Below are 23,467 nucleotides of genomic sequence, written 5' to 3' on the forward strand. Positions count from 1 at the left end.
TTTATTTAAGGTGTTAATAACTCCGTTAATAAGTGTAGGAATTGTTAATAAGTATGAATAGGTTTTTAAGGTACTTTAGTTTCGAATAAATTTATAATACTGATAATAAAATGGTTAAAAAGAATTTTTACATTCAGCTGTTATTGTTAATGTTTTTAACAACAAGCGTTTTAAGGGCTCAAAATACATTATCAAGCAAAGATGAAAAAGCAATGCTTCAAAAAGCAGAGTCTTATTATTTTGACGAGGACCAACAAAATATTCCAAAGGCGTTGGAGCTATTCGAAGAATTATCAAAAAATAAACCGAATGATCCTTATTATAGATTGATGGAAGGTATATGTTATACGTTTTTTAGAAATAAAAAAACACTAGCATTATCTAAGTTATTAGAAGTGAAACAGAATAATCCAACCTTTAATGAGGTGAATTTTTATTTGGCTAGAGCTTATGCTGTAAATAGAGATTTTAAAAAAGCAATTGAGACGTATCAAGAATACATGTCATCTGCGGATGTATCTGATGAACAAAAAGCAAAAGCAAGACAGAATATTATTTATTGCCAAAATGCTGAAAAGTTTATGGGTGACAGTTTGGTAGTTGATATTATTAATATTGGTTCGCCAATAAATACTGAACATTCTGAGTATGTTCCTGTTATAACATCCGATGAAACAGTTCTTATATTTACCTATAGAGGTGAAAGAAGTAAGGGAGGTTTAATGGATAGAACAGGAAAACCTGATCCGCGAGGAGAATATTATGAAGACATAATGGTTTCATATAAAGTTGGAAATACGTGGTTAGAACCAGAAAGTATTGGCGACAATATCAATACAAATGGACACGATGCTAGCATAGCCCTTTCTGTTGATGGTCAACAGTTGTTTATTTATAAAAGTACAAAAAGTGACAATGGAGATATTTATACCAGTTATTTAAATGGAGATAGTTGGACTAAACCAGAAAAATTAAAAGGTCAAGTAAACACTACAGCTTGGGAAGGAAGTGCAAGTTTATCTAGTGATGGAAAAGTACTTTATTTCTCAAGTAATAGAGAAGGTGGTTTTGGAGAAAGAGATTTGTATTCTGCAGAGCTTATGCCTGATGATACTTGGGGGAATGTGAAGAACTTAGGTCCTGTTATTAATACTAAATATGATGATGATGCTCCTTTTATTCATCCAGATAGAAGAACAATGTATTATAGTTCTAAAGGGCATAACAGTATGGGTGGGTATGATATTTTTTACACTTATCTAAATGATGATGGTTGGGATGAACCAATGAATATTGGATATCCAGTAAATACAATTGATGACGATAGATATTATGTACTGTCGGCAGATGCTAAAACTGGATATTACTCTACTGCTGGTCGAAGTGAGAATGGTACTCATGATATATACACAGTTAGCCCTGGTCATTTTGGAAAAAGACCAATACTTGCTTTAGTTGTGGGGGTTGTTAATAAAGATGATAAGCCTGTAGAAGCGGATATTACAGTTACTAATGAAACAACAGGAGATTTGGCAGGAAAGTTTAAATCTAACTCATCATCGGGTAAGTATATGCTGGCATTAACACCTGGTAATAAATATAAAATAGCTATTGAGGTTGAAGGTTATGATACTAAAATTGATTATATAGATGTTCAGTCGTTAGAAACGTATGTTCAAGTAGAACATGATTTTAATTTTGGAGGAAAACAAGTAGTAGAGGAAGTTGCTTCATCAAATGAAGATGTTTTACAAGGAAAAATTGATTCTCAAATTGATAAGTATAGAAAAGAAAGTACTAAAGAAGGCTATGAGGAAATGGTGTATAAAAAAATTCTTAAAGAAGAAGGCGAAATTCAGGCAGATGGTATTGAATATTTTGTAGAAGCACCAGTTGGTAGAGAAGATAAGTTGAAAGGATTAACAACAAAAGAGGTTACTTACCCTGATGGAACCGTTAAAACTATGGCTGGACCATACAGTTCGTTATTAGCTGCAGAAATAGCTCGACAAGAATTGATTAAATCAGATTCTACAATGATTTCATCAGCTATTAAAGTAAATGACCATGGACAAGAAAAATCAATTAAGCAATATTATCCTCAAAAATATGCTAGAACTGATTTTCTTAAAGATGTTACTATTCATGATCAACTTACAGGTGTAGAGAAGATCGAGACACCAAGTGATTTGAATGAAAAAAAAGCTGTTGATTTGGTGAAAAGTGAAGATGTAAATCTTGAAAAAAATAAAACTTTAGAGGACGCTGCTGGTAAGAATATTGCAGGATTAACTTTTAAGGTTGAGATAGGAGCAGTTACTAATCCTGAAGATTTTAAATTAGGTCACTTAGAAAAATATGGTAAGATAACTGCTAAGACATACCCTGATGGAATTACTCGATACACTTTTGGACCATTCGAAACTTTAGATGAAGCAGAAGCATTTAGACAAAATCTGGTTGCAAAAGAAAAAGCTTCAGAGGATGCTTTTGTCACTGTTTTTGTTTTTGGTCAACGTAAAAAATTGGACGAATTAAATGAAAGACAAAAAGAAGAGTTAGGTATTACAAAACCAATAGCTAAAGGTCCTTGTAATGATAACTTTATTGATTTCTCATTTTTTGTAGGAAAAGACTTAAATGATAAAACCATTTATAATAAGTTGATAGCTACAGGTGGTAAATCGTGTGCTTCTGGATTGGAGTTTAGAGTTCAAATTGCAGCATATAGATTTCCTAAAAATTACAAATGGAATCATTTAAAACAATACGGCGAACCGGTGGTGAAAGATTATCCAGATGGAATAACTAGATTTACTCAAGGGGTTTATACAACAATTGCAGAGGCAGAGGTGTTAAGACAAAAAATAATAAAATCAGGACAAAAAGATGCGTGGATAACTCCATTCTATAATGGAAAAAGAATGTTGCTTGAAGAACTGATTTTAAATAATTTCTATGGTAAGTCAATTAATTAGATACTAAAATAGATTAAGAAGCCGCTTATAAAGCGGCTTTTTTTTATTTCATTTTTAGTTGTCCTTCATATTTTGTAACTTCGGTCTGAATTTTGCTTCATCAAAACAAAACAACATATTCTTTATGAAACACATACTTATATTTATCTCCTTATTATTGTCTACAATTTTATTTTCACAAACTAATTTGGTGCCTAATCACGACTTTAATAAAATTGGAAAAAAAGTAAAAGAAAAAGGTCAAATTAATATGGCAGAACCTTGGATATCTCCAACATTAACTCAAGCTGACTTATATATTAAAAATACAAAAAGTGGAGAAATTGCTATCGACGGCAATTCTTACGGAGCAGAAGATCCTATGGAAGGAGATAATTATGCAGGGTTACTGGCTTATAGTTATAAAGGAAAAGTTTCTAGAAGTTACTTGCAAGTAAAATTAACAGAGCCTTTAAAGCAGGATGAGGAATATTGTGTTACATTCCATGTTAGTTTAGCTGATTTATCAAAGTACGCATGTAATTATTTAGGAGCTTATTTATCTAATGATGCTGTTTCTGCAAATAATAATGATGTCTTTCAATTTGAACCTCAAATACTAAGTAGAAGATTAACTGTGTATGAGCAACAATATTATTGGACACCTGTCTGTGCTAAGTATAAAGCAAAAGGTGGTGAAGAATTTTTAACTATTGGAAATTTCACTCCTGAAGAAAAACTTACGATTAATAAAGTAAAACGTCCACAAGGATTTAATTCTCCACAAACTAACGATGCCTATTATTATATAGATAATGTAATAGTAACATCAATAAGTGGTGATGAAAAATGTGATTGTGATTTTATTCCTGGTGTTGATGATATGGAGACAGTTAATAAGAGTTTTAAAAGTGATTTAAATAATCAAAGCAACCAACCAAAAATTCTTAATTCGGATGGTAATGTAACAGCTACAAAAACTAAAAGTGGAGTTTCTAGTATGAATTATACAATATTCTTTGAATCAAAACAAATGAATATATCAGCTTCAGCTACAAAAAAAATGGATGATTTAATTACATACTTAAAAACAAATCCAAAAGATTCTGTTTCATTAGACGGTTATATTGATGAGTCAGAAAAGGATGAAGATAAATTAGATGGAAAACGAGTAGGAGTTGTTTATAAGTATATCGTATCAAAAGGTATTGTTAAAGAGAGAATTATTAAATCAATGCAAGGTGTAGCTGAAGATAAGGATAAGACAAAAAACATGAAGGTTGAAATAACAATTAAAAAACCATAGGTTTTTATAATATTCAAGAAAAAAGACCCTAAATTTTATTTTAGGGTCTTTTTTTTTGATGTATTTAATTTAAAAACACATGTATTTTACTTTAATAGTGTTTTTTATAGGGGGGTGTTAATAATTTTTTATATAAAAAATGCTAAAACACTAATTTTTTGATTTACCTTCGCTAAAAATTATAAAAATCAAATAAAAAAATGGCTACAATTAGATTTCAAGCGTTATCAGATGCACTTTCTCGAGTGCCAAAAAAAGTTGATTACCCAGCGAATAAAGCTTCATTATATTATTCAACAAATGTATTTACACAAGAAGTGATGCGTGAGTACCTTCCTAGTGAAGCGTATAAAGCTTTGATGAAAACTATTGAAGAAGGGGCTTCTCTTGATAGACAGTTGGCAAGTCAAGTTGCATCTGCGATGAAAGATTGGGCATTAACTAAAAATGTTACTCACTATACACATTGGTTTCAACCATTAACGGGTAGCACGGCAGAAAAACATGATTCATTTTTTACGCCAATTTCTGGTGGTCGTGGTATTGAAAGATTTGACGGAGATAATTTAGTGCAACAAGAGCCAGACGCTTCTAGTTTTCCAAATGGAGGTATAAGAAACACTTTTGAGGCAAGAGGATATACTGCTTGGGATCCTTCTTCTCCGGCATTCATTATTAGCGGAACGTTGTGTATCCCTACAATTTTTATTGCATACACTGGAGAAGCACTTGATTTTAAGATGCCATTATTAAAAGCTTTGCATGCAATAGACAAAGCAGCAACTGATGTTTGTCAGTATTTCGAAAAAGATGTTACTAAAGTAAATGTTTCATTAGGATGGGAGCAAGAATACTTTTTAATTGATAAAGCACTTTATTATGCACGACCAGATATAATGATGACAGGTAGAGCTTTGGTAGGTCATAATCCTGCTAAAGGACAACAATTGGATGATCATTATTTTGGGTCTATTCCTGATAGAATTAGTGCTTTTATGAAAGAATATGAAATTGAAGCGTTAAAGTTAGGGATACCTGTTACAACTAGACATAATGAAGTGGCACCAAATCAGTTTGAATGTGCTCCAATGTTTGAAGAAACTAACCTTGCAAATGACCATAACTTATTATTAATGGATTTGCTTGAGAAGATTGCAAGAAAACATGACTATAGAATTTTATTGCATGAAAAACCATTCCCATCTTTAAATGGTTCAGGAAAGCATAACAACTGGTCGTTAGGAACAAACACTGGTATTAATTTGTTAGCTCCAGGAAAAAATCCGAAAACGAACTTAAGATTTTTAACGTTTTTCGTAAATACTATTAAAGCTATTCACGATAATGCGGATATATTAAGGTCAAGTATTGCTTCTGCAGGTAATGATCATCGATTGGGTGCTAACGAAGCACCGCCAGCTATTGTTTCGGTATTTATTGGTTCTCAACTAACACAAATGCTTGACAACCTAGAAAAAAGTGTTAAGGCGGGTAAAATGACACCAGAAGATAAAACAGAACTAAAGCTAAGTATTGGTAAAATTCCTCAACTGTTGTTGGATAATACAGATAGAAACAGAACTTCTCCTTTCGCATTTACTGGGAATAAATTTGAATTTAGAGCTGTAGGTTCATCTGCAAACTGTGGTTCTGCTATGATTGCACTGAATGTAATTGTTGCAAAACAATTAATGATATTTAAAAAATCTGTAGATGCAAGAATCAATAAAGGAGAAAAGAAAGATGAGGCTATATTAAAAGAGCTTCAAAAATTAATTAAAGAATCTAAAAAAATTAGATTTGAAGGTAATGGATATGGTGATGAATGGGTTAAAGAAGCTGAAAAAAGAGGATTATCAAATTTAAAAGATACGCCAAGAGCTTTAAAGGTAATGAAGGATAAGAAAACAATTGACTTGTTTAATGAGTTAGGAGTCTTATCTCCAATAGAAATGGAAGCAAGACATGAAATTGAATTGGAGAATTATATTTTAAAACTTCAAATTGAATCTAGAGTTTTAGGCGACTTAGCTCAAAATCATATTATCCCAACGGCCATTCGATATCAAAATACAATTATAGATAACATTAAAGGTATGATTGAAATCTATGGTAAAGAAGCTAAAAAAATGGCATCAACTCAATATCAAGTTCTTGAAACGATATCAACTCATATCAATGAATTGAAATCTAATATTGATTTAATGTTGGTTGAAAGAAAGAAGGCAAATAAAATTGAACACGCCGAAGAAAAAGCGTTTGCTTACTGTGATAATGTTAAACCTTATTTTCAAACAATTAAATATCACTCAGATAAATTGGAATTATTAATTGATGATGAATATTGGCCTCTACCAAAGCTGAGAGAAATATTATTTACAAAATAAGCTAAAATCAAATAGAATTTTAAAAATTAAAATGTTAGTTAAAATTTTGGCTAACATTTTTTTGATTAATAGAAAGAATTATTTACTTTAGCCGAACTCTATTTAATAAACGACGAATTACAATATGAAAACAACCAAAATTTTTAGTATCCTGGCTATCTTTTTGTTTTTTAGCCTTTCGTTAAGTGCTCAAAAAAATTATAAACAAGATGCTGATATTGCTTTTAGTGGTTTAAAGTATTATCAAGCAATTGACTTGTATAAGAAAGCTTACACAAAAGAAAAAAGCAAAGAGGTTAAGTCTGAAATTTTATTTAAAATAGCAGAATGTTATAGATTAAAAGAAGACGGGACTCAAGCAGCTGTTTGGTACAGTAAAGCCATTACTGCAAAATATGATGATCCAATAGCTATTCTTTATTTAGCAGATATTTATAAATCGCAAGGTAAATATGAAGAAGCTATTGTTGAGTATAACAAATATAAAGCAGCTAAACCTGGTGATAAGTTGGCTGATATAGGAATCAAATCATCTACGGATGCAAAATCATGGAAGGATAATCCAACTAAAGTTGTTGTTAATCCTTTGCCATTATTGAACTCAGAGGATTATGATTTTTCACCTACATTTTCTAGTAAAAAAGGAGATGAGATTTATTTTACTTCTACAAGACAAGGTTCTACTGGAACTGAAGTATCTGATGTTACGGGAATGAATTTTGATGATATTTATTTTTCTAAAAGAGATAAAAAAGGGAAATGGAGTACGCCTGCGCTGCTTAATGCTACTGTAAATTCACCAGCAAGTGAAGGTTCTGCTTGTTTGAATTCAAAAAAATCTACAATTTATTTTACTCGTTGTGGCGTTCAAAAGAAAGGAGTTATGGGGTGTAGTATTTATACTGCTGGAAAATCTGGACAAAATTGGGGTGAACCTGAATTAATTGCTGTTGCTCAGGATACATTTACGGTTGGTCATCCAGCAATTTCAGATGATGACAACACTTTAGTGTTTGCTTCTAACATTCCAGGAGGACAAGGAGGTAAAGATTTATGGTATATAACTTATGATAAAAAAGCTAAAACTTGGTCACAACCAGTTAATTTAGGTCCAGAAATCAATACGCCTGGTGACGAAATGTTTCCTTATATCAGAGATAATGGCGAATTGTACTTTGCTTCTAATGGACATCCAGGTATGGGAGGTCTAGATTTGTTTAAAGCTAAAAGTAAAGGAATCAATCAATGGGGAAATCCTGAAAATTTAAAAGCACCAATGAACTCTGAGGCAAATGATTTTGGTATTGTTTTCGAAGAAGGTCAAAATAGAGGTATGTTTACAACTAGCCGTTCTGGAGGTAAAGGTGGGGATGATATTTGGGAGTTTTATTTACCAGAAATTGTGTTTGCTTTAGAGGGGGTTGTTAGAGATATTGAAACTCAAAAACCAATTGCTGGTGCAAAAGTTAAATTAATTGGAACAGATGGATTGTCAGCAGAAATGTTAACAGATGAAAGTGGAGCATTTTCATTTAAAGAAAATGGTGATGCAAGGTATATAAATCCTAACACTTCATATTCATTAGTTGTAGAAAAAGAGAAATATTTATCAGCAAAAGGGAAAGAAACAACTGTTGGACATGAGTCTTCAATGAACTTCTTTCATGAATATGAGTTACAACCAATGCAAGGACCAATTAAATTACCTTTAATATTGTATGCTTACAATAGTGCTGATTTATTACCAGAATCTAAAGATTCATTGAACTACCTGTATAATATTATGGTAGATAATCCAAATATTGTTATTCAATTAAGATCTCATACAGATTTTAGAGGTAAAGATGCTTATAATGAGAAATTATCTCAACGAAGAGCTCAATCTTGTGTTGATTATTTAATTAAAGAAAAAGGTGTTGCTCCAGATAGAATTGTAGCTAAAGGTATGGGAGAAAAAGAACCTTTAAAAATGCCTGATGGTACATTATTAGATGAGAAATACATTAATGCTTTGAAATCTGAAGAAGAAAAAGAAGCTGCTCATCAACGAAACAGAAGAACTGACTTTAAAGTATTAAGAGATGATTATGTGCCTCAGGCACCGCAACCATCTGCTAATTAGATTAAATAAATAATAAAAAAAGCATCTGCCATTGGTGGATGCTTTTTTTGTTTATAGTTTTTACAAAAAATATATTATTAAATGAAGCCGTCGGAAAGATATTTATTAAGAGGAGTTTCAGCTTCAAAAGAAGATGTTCATAATGCTATTAAGAAAATTGATAAAGGTCTTTATCCAAAAGCATTTTGTAAAATTATCCCTGATTATTTAACAGGAAGTGAAGATCACTGTATTGTTATGCATGCAGATGGAGCAGGAACAAAATCATCATTAGCTTATGCATATTGGAAAGAAACTGGTGATATTTCCGTGTGGAAAGGAATTGCACAAGATGCATTAATTATGAATATTGATGACTTATTGTGTGTAGGTGCTGTTGATCACATATTACTTTCTTCAACCATCGGAAGAAACAAAAATTTGATTCCAGGAGAAGTTTTATCTGAAATTATTAATGGAACGGAAGAGTTGCTTGATGATTTAAGAAAGTTAGGAATTGGTATTTATTCAACAGGTGGAGAAACTGCAGATGTTGGCGATTTAGTTAAAACTATAATCGTTGATTCTACAGTTACTTGCAGAATGAAGAAAGATGATGTGGTGAATAATGCTAATATTAAAGTAGGTAATGTTATTGTTGGATTATCTTCATCAGGTCAAGCTTCTTATGAAAAGGAATATAACGGTGGAATGGGAAGTAATGGGTTGACATCCGCACGACACGATGTGTTTAACAAAACTGTTGCAAAAAAATATCCTGAAACCTATGATAATAGTCTTCCAAGTGAATTGGTTTATTCAGGGAAATATAATTTAACTGACACAGTCGATGGTGTTGAGCTTAATGTAGGGAAGTTAGTTTTATCACCAACAAGAACATATGCTCCAATTATTAAAAAAATCCTTGAAAAATATAAACATCAGATTGATGGTATGGTGCATTGTAGTGGAGGCGCTCAAACCAAAATTTTACATTTTATAGATGATTTGCATATTGTAAAAGATAATTTGTTTGATGTACCACCTTTGTTTAAAATTATTAAAGAAGAATCAGGTACTGAATGGAAGGAGATGTATAAGGTGTTTAACATGGGGCATAGAATGGAACTTTATGTTTCAGAAGAAATAGCTACAGATATTATTTCTATTTCAAAATCATTTAATGTTGATGCTAAAATTATTGGAAAAGTGGTAGCAAAAGGAGAAAAAAAATTAACCATCAAAAGTGAATTTGGAGAATTTATTTACAACTAATTTATGAGTGATTTATTAAAGAAATTGGAACAAATCAATATACGATTTGACCAAGTGAGTGAGCAGATTGTTGATCCAGAGGTGGTTTCAGACATGAGTCGTTATGTTAAGTTAAATAAAGAATATAAGGAGTTATCGGAAATCAATGAAGTGTACAAAAGATATAAGAACATAGTTGGAAATATTGAATCATCAAAAGAAATTATTAAAACGGAAACTGATAAGGAATTTTTAGAAATGGCTAAGGCAGAACTAGATGACCTTATTCAGGAAAAAAATAAAATGGACGATGAGATTAAGGTCTTGTTAATTCCAAAAGATGAGGAAGATACTAAAAACGTTATTGTTGAGATAAGAGCAGGTACTGGTGGAGATGAAGCTTGTATTTTTGTTGGAGATTTATTCAGAATGTATTCCAAATACATGGAAAAAAGAGGCTGGAAAATAGAAGTTTTGACTGTAAATGAAGGGACTGCTGGCGGATTTAAAGAAATAGGTTTTTCTGTTGAAGGAGATAGCGTTTATGGTGTTTTAAAATTTGAATCGGGAGTACATCGTGTTCAACGTGTTCCGGCTACCGAATCTCAAGGTCGAGTACACACATCAGCAGTTACGGTTGCAGTTTTACCAGAAGCAGAAGAAGTAGATATTGAAATTAGAAAAGATGATATTAAAAAAGATACATACCGTTCATCTGGAGCAGGAGGGCAGCACGTTAATAAAACTGAATCTGCGGTTCGTTTAACACATATTCCATCTGGTGTTGTTGTTGAATGTCAAGAAGGACGGTCTCAAATAAAAAACATGGAAATTGCCATGAAAGTATTAAGAACACGCCTTTATGAAGCAGAGGTAATTAAAAGAGAAAAAGAAAGAGCAGCGGAGCGTAAATCTCAAGTATCTACTGGTGATAGATCTGCAAAAATAAGAACCTACAATTATCCTCAAGGAAGGGTTACCGACCATAGAATTGGGTTAACACTTTACAATTTAGGAGCGGCAATGGAAGGTGATATTGATGAAATTATCAATTCGTTAAAAATTGCAGAAAATACGGAAAAACTTCAGGCAGGATTAACCGAATAAGAAATGACTAAACAAGAATTAATCAACCAAATAAAACTAAAACAATCCTTTTTATGTGTTGGTTTAGATACAGATTTAACAAAAATTCCGACACATTTATTAAAAGGGAAAGATCCAATTTTTGAATTTAATAAACAGATAATTGATGCTACACACGATTTATGTGTTGCTTATAAGCCCAATCTAGCCTTTTATGAAGTGTATGGCTCACAAGGTTGGGAAAGTTTACAAAAAACAATCGAGTATATTCCAAAAGAAATTTTTACGATTGCTGATGCGAAACGTGGTGATATTGGTAATACTTCAAGTATGTATGCTAAAGCATTTTTTGAAAACTTAAATTTTGACTCGGTAACTGTAGCTCCATATATGGGAGCAGATTCGGTAATGCCCTTTTTAGAGTTTAAAAATAAATGGGTAATTCTTTTAGCGTTAACATCTAATAAAGGCGCTGACGATTTTCAATTTTTTGATGGAGAAAAGGAAAAATTATTCGAAAAAGTGCTAAAAAAATCTAAGGAGTGGGGCAATGATGAAAATTTAATGTATGTGGTTGGAGCAACTCGTCCCGAAATGTTTTTAGACATTAGAAAACTTGTTCCTGATAGCTTTTTATTAGTTCCTGGTATTGGTGCTCAAGGTGGTGAATTGAGTGAAGTTTGTAAATTCGGAATGAATAAAGAAGTTGGGTTACTGGTTAATTCTTCGCGAGGAATTATATATGCGGGTAAAGATGTTGATTTTGCAAAAAAATCTCGTGAAGAAGCAGTAAAAATCCAAAAAGAAATGGCTATCTTGTTAAACAAATTTAAAATTATATAATTATGGAAATTCCTTTTGGTGTCGGTAGAATAGTGCTATTTATTTTTGCATTTTTCTTTGTATTTGGTGCGTTTTTCGTTGTAAAACAAAAAACGGCAGTTATTATTGAGCGTTTTGGTAAATTTCAACGAGTAGCTCGTTCAGGGTTCAATTTTAAAATCCCGATTATTGATAAAAAAGCGGGAGTAGTAAACTTAAGAGTAATGGAACTTCCCGTTGAAGTTGAAACAAAAACAAAAGATGATGTTTTTGTTCGATTAATTATTTCTGTTCAATATTATGTTGTTGAATCAGAAGATGGAATCCAAACTTCATTTTATAAATTTGATAATCCAGCTCGTCAAATTCAATCGTATGTTTTTGATTCAATCCGTTCGGAAGTACCTAACATGCTGTTAGATGATGTGTTTAGTGAGAAGGATAAAATTGCAAAAGCAGTTCAAATTGAATTGGCTGACACTATGGAAGAATATGGTTATGCAATTATTAAAGCCTTAATTACCGATATTGATCCAGATGCCAAAGTAAAGCACGCCATGAATGAGATTAATGCGGCAAAAAGATTAAAAGAAGCTGCAAAAGAATATGCTGAAGCTGAAAAGATTAAAGTAGTAGCTGCTGCACAGGCAGAAGCAGAAGGTAAAAAACTTCAAGGTGAGGGTATTGCCAATCAACGTATTGCTATTGCAAATGGTATTAAACATTCGGTTGAAGAGGTAAAGGGTGCAATGGAAGATGGTGTTACCGGACAACAAGTAATGAACATGTTGTTTATGACTCAACATTACGATACCATTGGAAGATTAGCGGAGCAAGGGGTTAACACTATTTTTGTACCTTATTCTCCAGGCACTGTAGGTGATTTACAAACTCAAATTCAATCGAGTTTAATTGCTGCAGATACAGTTAATAAATCAACCACTCGTGCTGATTATATGAAGAAAAAGCCAGCAAAAAAATACGGAGATAAAGACGAAAATGGAGATTTGCTATAAAGTATGATTACCGAAGATTTTCTTCACTATATCTGGAACTTTAAATTGTTTAATACACTTGATTTAAAGACATCCAACAACGAAACGATACAAATTATAAAATCGGGACAGCACAATACAGATGCTGGTCCCGATTTTTTTAATGCCCAAATTAAAATAGGTAATACCACTTGGGCAGGAAATGTAGAGATTCATATTAAATCATCAGATTGGGATAAACATCAACACCAAAAAGACACCGCTTACGACAATGTTATTTTACATGTGGTATATGAAAATGATAAAAACATAAAAAATTCTAAAAACATTCATATACCTACTTTTGAATTAAGAGAAATTATCAATAATAAATTAGTTGAAAACTACCAGGAATTATTGTTTAGCAAAAATTGGATTCCTTGTAGTGCTAACCTTAATGATGTAGACATATTTATTATTAATAATTGGCTTGAAAGGCTGGTTATTGAACGATTAGAGCATAAGTCGAAATCGATAAAAGATTCATTAAAACTGAATATGAACAATTGGGAAGAAACCTTTTATCAGCAGTTGTTTAAATATTTTGGGTTAAAAGTTAACGCAGAACCCTTTTTATTACTGGCTAAAAAATCCCCATTAAAAATTATAGAAAAACACAATAGCATTTTTTCAATAGAGGCGTTGTTATTTGGTCAGGCTGGATTTTTACAAGATGATTATAATGATGATTATTTCCAAAAACTAAAAAATGAGTACAAATTTTTAAAGTCTAAGTTTTCTTTATCACCACTTGAAAATAGCATATGGAAGTTTTTGCGGTTAAGACCAGCTAATTTTCCTACTATTAGAATAGCTCAACTAGCAAATTTGTTAAAAAACGAACCAAGGTTATTCTCTAAAGTATTGTCATTAAATACAATACAAGAATTTCGTAATTTATTTAAACTTTATGCTTCAGATTATTGGTCGGCACATTATCAGTTTGGTAAGAAATCTGAAAAAATCAATGTTAAAAATACAGGGGCGGTTTTAATTGATGCATTAATAGTTAATGTAATTGTTCCTTTTTTGTATGTTTATGGTGAATCTGTTAATGATGAAAATTTAAAATCAAAAGCCTTAACTATTCTGCAAGACTTAAAGGCAGAAAGTAATACAATTATTAATAATTTTGAGAAAAATGGAGTTGAAGCTAAAAATGCTTTAGATAGTCAAGCATTAATTGAATTAAAAACAAATTATTGTTCTCAAAAAAAATGTTTAAATTGCAGTATTGGAAATAATCTGATTAAATCAATAAAAAAATGATTTCTAAAATTTTAGCTTATTTTGAGAAACAAGCCTTTGGGGTTTGCAGTTGGTGGGGTGAAAAACTACAACTAAAAACAGCTCAGGTACGTCTTTCCTTTATTTATTTATCATTTATTACAGTCGGTTCTCCTGTTATTGTATACTTAATAATGGCTTTTGTTTTAAAACACAAAGAATATTTTAAGTTTAGTAAGCGAAAAACAGTTTGGGATATTTAACTTCGTTCGATGTTAAATTTTAAGCACTTTAAGAAATTATACCTTTCATTATCGCTATTACTAGTGATAATATTGGTTGGTGTATTTGGTTTTAGGTTAATAGAAGGCTACAATTTTATTGAAGCATTTTACATGACAATTATTACCATTTCAACAGTTGGGTTTACTGAAGTTCACCCTTTATCGTCTGAAGGTAGAATATTTACATCATTTTTAATTATCTTTAGCTTTGGTACATTTGCGTATACCATTACATCTATAACAATTTATATTTTGGATGGTGAGTTTAGACGATATTTTAAGGATTTAAGAATAAATAAAAAAGTGGATAAAATTTCAAATCACACCATCATCTGCGGATATGGAAGAAACGGTAAGCAGTCGGTTTCAGAACTAAAAGTTCACAATAAACCTTATGTATTGGTTGAACAAGATACACAGATACTGGATGATTTAGATGCTTCTTTAAATATACCTTTTATTCAGGGCGATGCTACTCATGAAAAAACATTGGAAAGAGCTGGAATTCATCGTGCAAAAGCATTAATTACCACATTGCCAAAAGATGCCGACAACATGTTTGTAGTGTTAACGGCAAGAGAAATGAATCCTGATTTACTTATAATAAGTAGGGCGTCGGAAGAAAATTCGGATAAAAAACTTCGTAGAGCAGGAGCTGATAATGTAATAATGCCCGATAAAATTGGAGGAGCACACATGGCTTCGTTAGTAATTAAGCCAGATATTATTGAGTTTATTGATTATGTGATGGGACAAGGCAATAATGCGGCAAATTTGGAAGAAATTACATTTGAAAATTTACCAGCTGAATTTCAGAATAAAACCATTAAAGAGCTTGATATTAGAAATAAATCAGGAGCAAATATTGTTGGGTTTAGAACACCTGATGGGGAATATATCATTAACCCGTCACCAGACACTATTATTATGCCTAAAGCAAGAATTTTTATTCTCGGAACATCTAATCAAATAGAAGCTTTTAGAGATATTACTACTCAAACTAATTTGTTAAAAGGATAGAAATGCGTGTTTTAATTACAGGAAGTAATGGGTTGTTGGGGCAAAAATTGGTAAAACTTTTAGCAAATGTATCGGGTATCGAATTTCTCGCTACATCAACTGGTGAAAATAGAATAACATCTGTCAAAGGCTTTAATTATGCTAGTTTAGATATTACCAATAAAACGCAAGTTGAACAGGTATTTAATAAATTTAAGCCAACAGTTGTAATCAATACAGCTGCTATGACTAATGTAGATGCTTGCGAAGATAAAAAAGACGAATGTTGGAATTTGAATGTAAATGCAGTTCAACATTTGATTGATGCATCGAAAAAACATGAAACACATTTAATACATCTTTCAACCGATTTTGTTTTTGATGGAGAAAGTGGACCATATAAAGAAGATGATAAACCAAATCCGTTGAGCTTTTATGGTGAATCAAAATACGAAGCTGAAAAATTACTACAACAATCATCAATAAAATGGAGCATTGTTCGTACCATTATTGTTTATGGTGTTGTTGAAGATATGAGTCGTTCTAACATTGTACTTTGGGCAAAACAAGCTTTAGAAAAGGGCAATCCATTAACTATTGTAGACGATCAATTCCGTATGCCAACTTTAGCCGAAGATTTGGCTTATGCTTGTTGGCAAATCGCTGAAAGAGAAGCAACGGGTATTTATCATATATCAGGTAAAGATTTTATGAGTGTGTTAGAATTGGTTAATCGAGTTGCTGATTTCTATAGTTTGGATAAAACCATCATCACTCCAATTAAATCAGTATCGTTAAACCAAGCTGCAAAACGACCTCCAAGAACAGGTTTTATTTTAGATAAAGCTTATATAGAGTTGGAATATTCTCCTTGTACCTTTGAAGAAGGTTTAGCAATTTTGGATAAACAACTTCAAGTAGTTAAAGGTTAAGCATTGAAAACAGTTTCTTTTTCGATAAACAACAAAGTAAGGTTTCAAGAAAAGTTGCTTCATTACTTTTCTGAATATAAAAATGTATTTTTTTTTAATTCTAACAATTCCAATGCAAATTTCTTTGGTGTTTCAAATACTGATAACGTTGCTGAAAACAATTGGAAACTAGGTTTTATAGCTTACGATTATAAAAACCAAATCGAAGAATTAACTTCCAATCATATTGATGAAATTGGTTTTGAAGATGAGTTCTTTTTTACTCCTGAAATTCTGTTCATTATCTCAGATAATAAACTCGAAATACAATACAATGCTCATATTTATGCTGAAGAATCAATTCAAAACGTTTATAACAATATTATAGCGTTTGAAATAGATGTGTCTAAAAATAACAACCCTATTGCTGTTCCACGAATTTCGAAGCAGCAATATTTAAATAATGTAGTTAAGCTAAAAAATCATATTCAGTTAGGAGATATTTATGAAGTTAATTATTGTCAGGAGTTTTATGCTCATGATACTGAAATTAATCCTACAGAATTATACTTCAAATTGAATAAAAAATCACCGACTCCATTTTCTTGTTTTGTAAAACACGATGATAAATTTTTACTGTCAGCTTCTCCCGAACGTTTCATTAAAAAACAAGCAAATAAAATTACCTCACAACCTATTAAAGGGACAATTAAAAGAGGTTGGAACAAAGAGGAAGACGAAAAGTTAAAACTAGTACTCCAAAACGACCCAAAAGAACGAAGTGAAAACATCATGATTGTTGATTTGGTTAGAAATGATTTGTCGAAAATTGCTCAACGAAATACAGTTACTGTAGAAGAATTGTGTGAAATTTATACTTTTCCGCAAGTACATCAAATGATTTCTACAATAAGTGCTGAAATAGGGATTAATATTTCTTTTAAAGATATTATTCATGCTTTATTTCCGATGGGTTCTATGACTGGTGCACCAAAAATTAGTGCAATGGAGTTAATTGAAAAATACGAGAGTTCAAAACGAGGTTTATATTCAGGAACTGTAGGATACATAAAACCCAATGGAGATTTTGATTTTAATGTTGTGATACGAAGCATTTTATACAACCGTTCAACTAAAAAAATGTCGTACTTTGTTGGTAGTGCTATTACACATTTATCTGACCCAGAAAAAGAGTACGAAGAATGTTTGCTTAAAGCAAAAGCAATAAATGAAGTATTAAATGAAGTATTAAATGAAGATGTTAAACAAGTTTGAGAATTTTTACCAAAAACAACAGCTTTTTTCAAAAGCAGATGAGGTTCTACTCACAGTAAGTGGAGGTAAGGATTCTGTAGCTATGGCACATTTGTTTCACGCATCTAAGTTGAACTTTGGAATTGCACATTGTAATTTTAAGCTAAGGGGTAAAGAGTCTGATAAAGACGAAAAATTTGTCCAGAATTTAGCAAAAAAATTAGGGGTTTCTTTTTATTCAAAATCGTTTAATACTGCTGCTTTTGCCAAAGAAAAGAAAATTTCAACTCAAATGGCAGCTCGGGAGTTGCGTTACCAATGGTTTGAAGAACTCACATTAAGAAATAATTATCAATTCATCGCCACAGCTCATCATAAAAATGATGTTGCCGAAACCGTTTTGATTAATCTAACCAAAGGGACTGGTTTAAGTGGATTACACGGTATTGCTGCAAAAAATGGTAAAATTGTGCGACCATTACTTTGTTTTAATCGCCAAGAAATTGATGATTTTATCGAAAAAAACTGCTTAGATTTTAGAGAGGATTTATCAAATGAGGAAACCAAATATGTCCGAAATAAAATACGACATAAAGTGATTCCAGAGTTGGAAAAAATAAACCCAGCGTTAATTGAAACGATGTTTAATGAAACTTTACAATTTGCAGAATTAGAGCAGTTGCTTGATTACAAGATTGATGAGGATAGAAAAAAATGTGTAAAAGTATTGTCACAACATACCGAAATAGATATTGAACAGCTATTATCATTACAACCCATCAAAACGTACTTATATTATTTTTTTAAACCGTTTGGATTTAACTTTTCTGATGTTGAGGATGTGTTACAGTCCTTAAACAAGCAATCCGGAAAAACATTTTTAAGCGGAACACACCAAATAATTAAGGATCGTAAAAAGCTTATTATCTCTGAATCTGCAAGCGATAATAATTCAGTGGTTGTAATCAATTCTATCAATGATTTTAAAATACTTCCAATTAAAATAAATGCCAAAATTGTAAACAATGAAGTTTTGGGTTCTTTAAAAAAAGATAAAAAAATAGCTTACTTCAATGCTGATAAAATTAGCTATCCAATGGTATTGAGAAGATGGGAGAAAGGAGACCGATTTAAGCCGTTTGGAATGAAGAATACTAAAAAATTAAGCGACTTTTTTATTGATGAAAAACTATCTTTAAAGGAAAAGGAAGAGGTATGGTTGTTAACTCAAAACAATCAAATTATTTGGGTTGTTGGTTATCGAATAAACGATGATTTTAAAATCACTTCAACAACTAAAAATGTTTTGTTGCTCGAAATTAAAAAGTAATGACATTTACTGACCAAATAGGACATCAAATACAATTAAATACAACCCCAAAAAGAATAATTTCTGTTGTTCCTTCCCAAACCGAATTGTTGTTTGATTTAGGATTAGAAGATGAAGTAGTAGGTATTACAAAGTTTTGTATTCATCCCAAAAAATGGTTTGACAATAAACAGCGTGTTGGAGGAACTAAAACACTTGATATTAAAAAAATTAAAGCGCTAAAACCCGATTTAATTATAGCTAATAAAGAAGAAAACACCAAAGAACAAATTTTTGAATTGCAAAAGCTTTTTCCAGTTTGGACAAGTAATATTTCCACGCTTGACGAAAGTTTGGAAATGATAACTCAAATTGGTATAATGACATCAACATCAACATTAGCTTTGGAAATTTGTAAAAAAATAGAACATGATTTTGAAAGGCTTGCAAATCTTCATTTCAAAGCTAAATCAACGCTGTATTTTATTTGGAAAAGACCATACATGACGGTAGGTAAGAATACCTTTATACATTGTATGATGCAACAGGTAGGCTTCAATAATGTTGTAGATTCTGATAAAAACTATCCAGAACTTTCAAATAAACAAATTATGAGTTATAATCCACAGTTAATTTTACTTTCGTCGGAACCCTATCCTTTCAAAGAAAAAGACATGTTGGAGTTTAAAAATTTATGTCCCAATGCCCAAATAGTGTTGGTAGATGGAGAAATGTTTTCTTGGTATGGTTCACGATTAACAAAAACAGTTGATTATCTTATTGACTTATATAGTAAAATCAATTAACTTCGAAAAAACTTTTCGTTATTAATAAGTCGCTTAAAATAGTTGTTTTATTGTCCTTTGTTTTTTTTGGAACATATTCGTATGCCCAAAAAGTTGGGTTGGTATTTAGTGGTGGTGGAGCAAGTGGTATTACTCATGTAGGTGTTTTAAAAGCTTTAGAAGAAAATGATATTCCTATTGACTATATTACAGGAACATCTATTGGAGCTTTAGTAGGTGCGTTTTATGCTTCTGGTTATTCGCCAGAAGAAATGGAGGTGATTTTTACTTCACAAGACTTTAAAGATTGGGCTGCTGGAGTTTTAGACGATAATTATACCTACAATTTACGAAAAAAAGAGCAGGATGCTTCTATGATAACTTTTAAGTTAGCTCTTGATACTAATTTTGAGGCAAATTTACCAACTAACTTTGTTTCGTCAGAAGCAATCAATTTTGGGTTGATGTCTTATTTGTCAGGTTCTATTACTGCCGCTAACGATAACTTTGATAATTTATTTGTCCCTTTTAGGTGTATTGCCTCTGATGTGGTTTCTAAAAAAGAGATGGTTTTTAGATCGGGAAAACTAGCAATGGCAGTTCGATCATCGATGTCATATCCATTGTATCTAAAACCAGTTGCTTACAAGGATATGTTACTTTTTGATGGAGGTTTATATAATAATTTTCCTTCTGATGTTATGTATCATGATTTCTCTCCTGATTATATAATAGGAAGTAATGTTTCCTATAATTTTGATTTACCCGATGAGGATAATATAGTATCGCAATTTAAAGCGATTGTAGCTTTTGAAACTGACTATTCTATTCCTTGTGAACAAGGAATAATTATAAATCCAAATGCTGAAGATTACGCTACTTTTAATTTTAACAATAACAAAGAGTTGATTAAAATTGGATATGATGCTACAATTGCAGTAATGGATTCAATTAAGAAGAATTTAAATACTTTTATTACAAAATCAGCAGTAGAAAATAAAAGGAAAATATATAGACAGAATTTACCACGTTTGGTTTTTGATAAGGTAAAAGTTGAAGGGCTAAAAAAATCCCAAAATCATTACGTTGAACGGTCTATTAGCTTGAATAAAGATACCTTCTCAATTAAAGATATTCAGCATGAGTATATTAAACTGTTATCTGACGATAAAATAAAATCATTGTATCCTGAAGCGGAATATGACAGTTTAACCAATTATTTCACGCTTAAACTGAAAGCAAAAAAAGAAAGGGATTTATTTGTGTCGTTCGGAGGTCTTTTCTCTTCTAAGCCAATTGACGAAGGTTTTATTGGTGTAAAGTATAATTTTTTGAGTAAAACAGCCATCACCTTAATGGCAAATAGTTATTTCGGTAGATTCCATAATTCAATACTTGGCGGAGTAAGAATTGATATTCCTTTTAAAATTCCATTTTACTCGCAAACAACCTACAATATGGGGAGTTGGGATTACTTTAAAAGTAATAACGTGTTTTTTGATGATATAAAACCTTCCTATTTGTTAATAAGAGATAAGTATTTGAAAACAGAAATAGGGTTGCCAGTTTTTTATAAAGGTAAATTGGTTTTTGAGGGTAGTATAGGTGAAATAGTAAACGAATACTATCAAACGAAGCAGTTTTTATCTACTGACACAACCGATAAAACACATTTCGAAAATATTATTGGTGGGATTTATTTTGAACGAAATTCATTGGATAAGCCTCAGTATGCAACCACAGGAAGTTATTTTTCTTTGAAATATAAGTATATAAAAGGAAATGAAAATACGGTGCTTGGTTCAACATCAAATGATACGACTGTTTATAACAATAGTATAGAATGGGGACAAGTAAAGTTGAAATTCGATCAATATTTTAATAAAAAACATAAAGTAAAATTTGGGTTAATGGTTGAAGGAAGTTATTCTGAACAGAAATTTTTCAGTAATTATTCTGCTTCAATTTTATCAGCCCCAGCATTTCTTCCTTTACCCGAAATGCGAACATTGTTTCAAAACAATTTTAGAGCTTATAATTATGTGGCTGGGGGTGTGAAAAGTATTTTCACTTTATTTAATAACTTTCAATTAAGAGTTGAGGGTTATGCATTTCAGCCGTATCAGACTATTTTATCCGATGTAAATAATAAGGCTGTTTTTAGTACGGAATGGTCAAACACTAGGTATGTAGGGTCTTCTTCGTTAGTATACTATACTCCAATTGGACCCTTAGCGTTTAATGTGAATTATTACGATAAATCAGAAACTCCTTGGAGTGTATTGTTTCATTTTGGATTTATGATATTCAACAAGAAAAGTTTGGATTAAAATGTATCACAGTTTTTACATAAATCAATTTCTGATTTACGTCGTTTAAACATCAATTCCAACCATCTTTTCCTAAGTTTAGAGTCGTAGATGTCAAAAAGTGAATTGTTGTTAATATTTCCAACAACACCTTTTGAGTTTAAATCAACACAGCAAACACTAACATCGCCATTAGGTAAAAAAACCAATTGATGCATCAATAAACCGCATCCAATTTTGTGAGGTTTGTTTTTACTGTTTGATGAATCACCTTCAATGTCAATTTCTCCAGCCCAGGTGTGCGGATGTCTCAATTCATAAGTGTCAACCATATTAAGTACTTCAACAAATTGTTTGTCCATCCAATCGGTTTTCAAACTGTTTTTGGAATCGATAACTGATATAATGTTGGTTCGAATTTTATTGCCTCGTTTTTTATTTTCTTCACAAAAAAACTTGATGTTTTGATAGAAGCTATCCCATTTTGCTCGAATTCTCATTTCTTCAAATCGTTCAGGACTACCGCCGTCCATACTAAACTCCATAACATCAATTGCATCGCTGTTTAAAACCTCTAATGATTTCTTTTCGTTCAAAGGTGTTCCGTTGGTTAGTAAATGAACAATTGGGAATTTTCTATTTTCTGATTTAACAAGGTCTTTATATTTTTTAATAATAGCAAGTAATTCAGCAATTTCTGGATGTAATAGGGTTTCTCCGCCATTGTGTAAATGAATTACTTCTACATTGCCAAATCGTTTGTCGGAGGTTAAATTGCTAAAAAAAGTGTCTAATAAAGTTGGAGATATTCTAATTTTTGGTTTTTCATGGTCGAGCGAACAGAATGCGCACCTTAAATTGCAATAGCTAGTAAATTCAATGTTTATTTCCCTAATTGTGGTTTGAGATTTAATTAATTTCCATTTGTAATAAAATAAATAGTTTTTCACAAAAAACATGCCTTGTAAAAATTCCAGCACCTTCCATAAAAAAGTACCTTTTTTAAGTTTTCGAACAAAAAAATCTCTTAAGCCAATCAACATTTTATTACTATTCCTGAAATTAAGTGCTAAAGTACTTTCAAAAAAAAAGTTTAATACTGATATTTGTCATAATTAATGAGCAGAAAAACAAAAGTTGCTTTTAAAAAATATTTATCAAATTATTTGTTAGTATATAAAAAAAGTATATTTTTGCAGTCCAATTTTTTGAGGAAAGACTAAAACTTAAACAACATGTCAAAAAGAACATTTCAACCATCAGTAAGAAAAAGAAGAAACAAACATGGTTTCATGAGTAGAATGGAATCTGCTAATGGCAGAAAAGTTTTAGCTAGAAGAAGAGCAAAAGGTAGAAAGAAACTAACTGTGTCTGACGAGTTCAAACATAGAAAGTAATTATATAGGTTAGATTAAAAGGGAAGCAATTAGCTTCCCTTTTTT

18 protein-coding genes are annotated in these 23,467 nt (G+C 31.4%); 17 read left to right on the forward strand and 1 reads right to left on the reverse strand.

All coding sequences use genetic code 11. The features are described from left to right. The first annotated feature begins 110 nt into the window (after positions 1-110). The 16 genes from H6589_10830 to H6589_10905 all read left to right on the forward strand — a co-directional run bounded on the left by H6589_10830 (position 111) and on the right by H6589_10905 (position 22,046). Positions 111-2,978, forward strand: coding sequence for a PD40 domain-containing protein (locus tag H6589_10830; protein ID MCB9175091.1), 2,868 nt, complete (start codon positions 111-113; stop codon positions 2,976-2,978). Between the two features lie 124 nt (positions 2,979-3,102). Then, positions 3,103-4,263, forward strand: a complete 1,161-nt coding sequence (locus H6589_10835; protein MCB9175092.1) for an OmpA family protein — start codon at positions 3,103-3,105, stop codon at positions 4,261-4,263. A 200-nt stretch (positions 4,264-4,463) separates the two neighbouring features. Further along, positions 4,464-6,650 carry a glutamine synthetase III gene (locus H6589_10840; GenBank protein MCB9175093.1) on the forward strand — a complete coding sequence of 729 codons (2,187 nt, stop codon included), beginning with the start codon at positions 4,464-4,466 and terminating at the stop codon, positions 6,648-6,650. Positions 6,651-6,774: 124 nt separating this feature from the next. Then, complete coding sequence (locus tag H6589_10845; GenBank protein ID MCB9175094.1) at positions 6,775-8,772, forward strand: OmpA family protein; 1,998 nt, start codon at positions 6,775-6,777, stop codon at positions 8,770-8,772. Between the two features lie 81 nt (positions 8,773-8,853). After that, the gene (locus tag H6589_10850; GenBank protein ID MCB9175095.1) at positions 8,854-10,026 is read left to right on the forward strand and encodes a phosphoribosylformylglycinamidine cyclo-ligase; all 1,173 of its coding nucleotides are present in this window, start codon (positions 8,854-8,856) and stop codon (positions 10,024-10,026) included. Positions 10,027-10,029: 3 nt separating this feature from the next. Next, a complete protein-coding gene (gene prfA / locus H6589_10855; protein ID MCB9175096.1) occupies positions 10,030-11,112 on the forward strand; it encodes a peptide chain release factor 1 in 1,083 nt (360 codons plus the stop codon). 3 nt (positions 11,113-11,115) lie between these two features. Continuing rightward, a complete protein-coding gene (gene pyrF / locus H6589_10860; protein MCB9175097.1) occupies positions 11,116-11,934 on the forward strand; it encodes an orotidine-5'-phosphate decarboxylase in 819 nt (272 codons plus the stop codon). A 2-nt stretch (positions 11,935-11,936) separates the two neighbouring features. Continuing rightward, positions 11,937-12,929: an SPFH domain-containing protein gene (locus H6589_10865; GenBank protein MCB9175098.1), complete on the forward strand. Its 993-nt coding sequence runs from the start codon at positions 11,937-11,939 to the stop codon at positions 12,927-12,929. A gap of 3 nt (positions 12,930-12,932) precedes the next feature. After that, a complete protein-coding gene (locus H6589_10870) occupies positions 12,933-14,216 on the forward strand; it encodes a DUF2851 family protein (protein MCB9175099.1) in 1,284 nt (427 codons plus the stop codon). Continuing rightward, positions 14,216-14,437 (forward strand): PspC domain-containing protein, encoded by a 222-nt coding sequence (locus H6589_10875; protein MCB9175100.1) that lies wholly within the window; start codon positions 14,216-14,218, stop codon positions 14,435-14,437. Before H6589_10870 ends, H6589_10875 begins: the two co-directional genes overlap by 1 nt. Before the next feature lie 9 nt (positions 14,438-14,446). Continuing rightward, a complete protein-coding gene (locus tag H6589_10880) occupies positions 14,447-15,478 on the forward strand; it encodes a potassium channel protein (GenBank protein MCB9175101.1) in 1,032 nt (343 codons plus the stop codon). Positions 15,479-15,480: 2 nt separating this feature from the next. After that, entirely contained in the window at positions 15,481-16,389 is a 909-nt protein-coding gene (rfbD, locus tag H6589_10885) for a dTDP-4-dehydrorhamnose reductase (GenBank protein ID MCB9175102.1), read from the forward strand. Between the two features lie 3 nt (positions 16,390-16,392). Beyond that, positions 16,393-17,643: an aminodeoxychorismate synthase component I gene (pabB, locus tag H6589_10890; protein ID MCB9175103.1), complete on the forward strand. Its 1,251-nt coding sequence runs from the start codon at positions 16,393-16,395 to the stop codon at positions 17,641-17,643. Beyond that, positions 17,621-18,952: a tRNA lysidine(34) synthetase TilS gene (tilS, locus tag H6589_10895; GenBank protein MCB9175104.1), complete on the forward strand. Its 1,332-nt coding sequence runs from the start codon at positions 17,621-17,623 to the stop codon at positions 18,950-18,952. The genes pabB and tilS overlap by 23 nt, the downstream gene beginning before the upstream one ends. Continuing rightward, the gene (locus tag H6589_10900; protein ID MCB9175105.1) at positions 18,952-19,737 is read left to right on the forward strand and encodes an ABC transporter substrate-binding protein; all 786 of its coding nucleotides are present in this window, start codon (positions 18,952-18,954) and stop codon (positions 19,735-19,737) included. The genes tilS and H6589_10900 overlap by 1 nt, the downstream gene beginning before the upstream one ends. Before the next feature lie 50 nt (positions 19,738-19,787). Beyond that, positions 19,788-22,046, forward strand: coding sequence for a patatin-like phospholipase family protein (locus tag H6589_10905; protein MCB9175106.1), 2,259 nt, complete (start codon positions 19,788-19,790; stop codon positions 22,044-22,046). Here the strand turns inward: H6589_10905 and H6589_10910 are convergent. Continuing rightward, on the reverse strand, positions 22,043-23,068 hold the full coding sequence (locus H6589_10910) for a radical SAM/SPASM domain-containing protein (GenBank protein ID MCB9175107.1): 1,026 nt from the start codon (positions 23,066-23,068) through the stop codon (positions 22,043-22,045). The two genes, H6589_10905 and H6589_10910, sit on opposite strands and share 4 nt — an antisense overlap. A 192-nt stretch (positions 23,069-23,260) precedes the next feature. Between H6589_10910 and rpmH the strand changes: the two genes are divergently transcribed. After that, positions 23,261-23,422: a 50S ribosomal protein L34 gene (gene rpmH / locus H6589_10915; GenBank protein MCB9175108.1), complete on the forward strand. Its 162-nt coding sequence runs from the start codon at positions 23,261-23,263 to the stop codon at positions 23,420-23,422. Positions 23,423-23,467 lie beyond the last annotated feature (45 nt).

The organism is Flavobacteriales bacterium, assembly GCA_020635795.1.
Classification (GTDB): domain Bacteria; phylum Bacteroidota; class Bacteroidia; order Flavobacteriales_E; family Vicingaceae; genus Vicingus.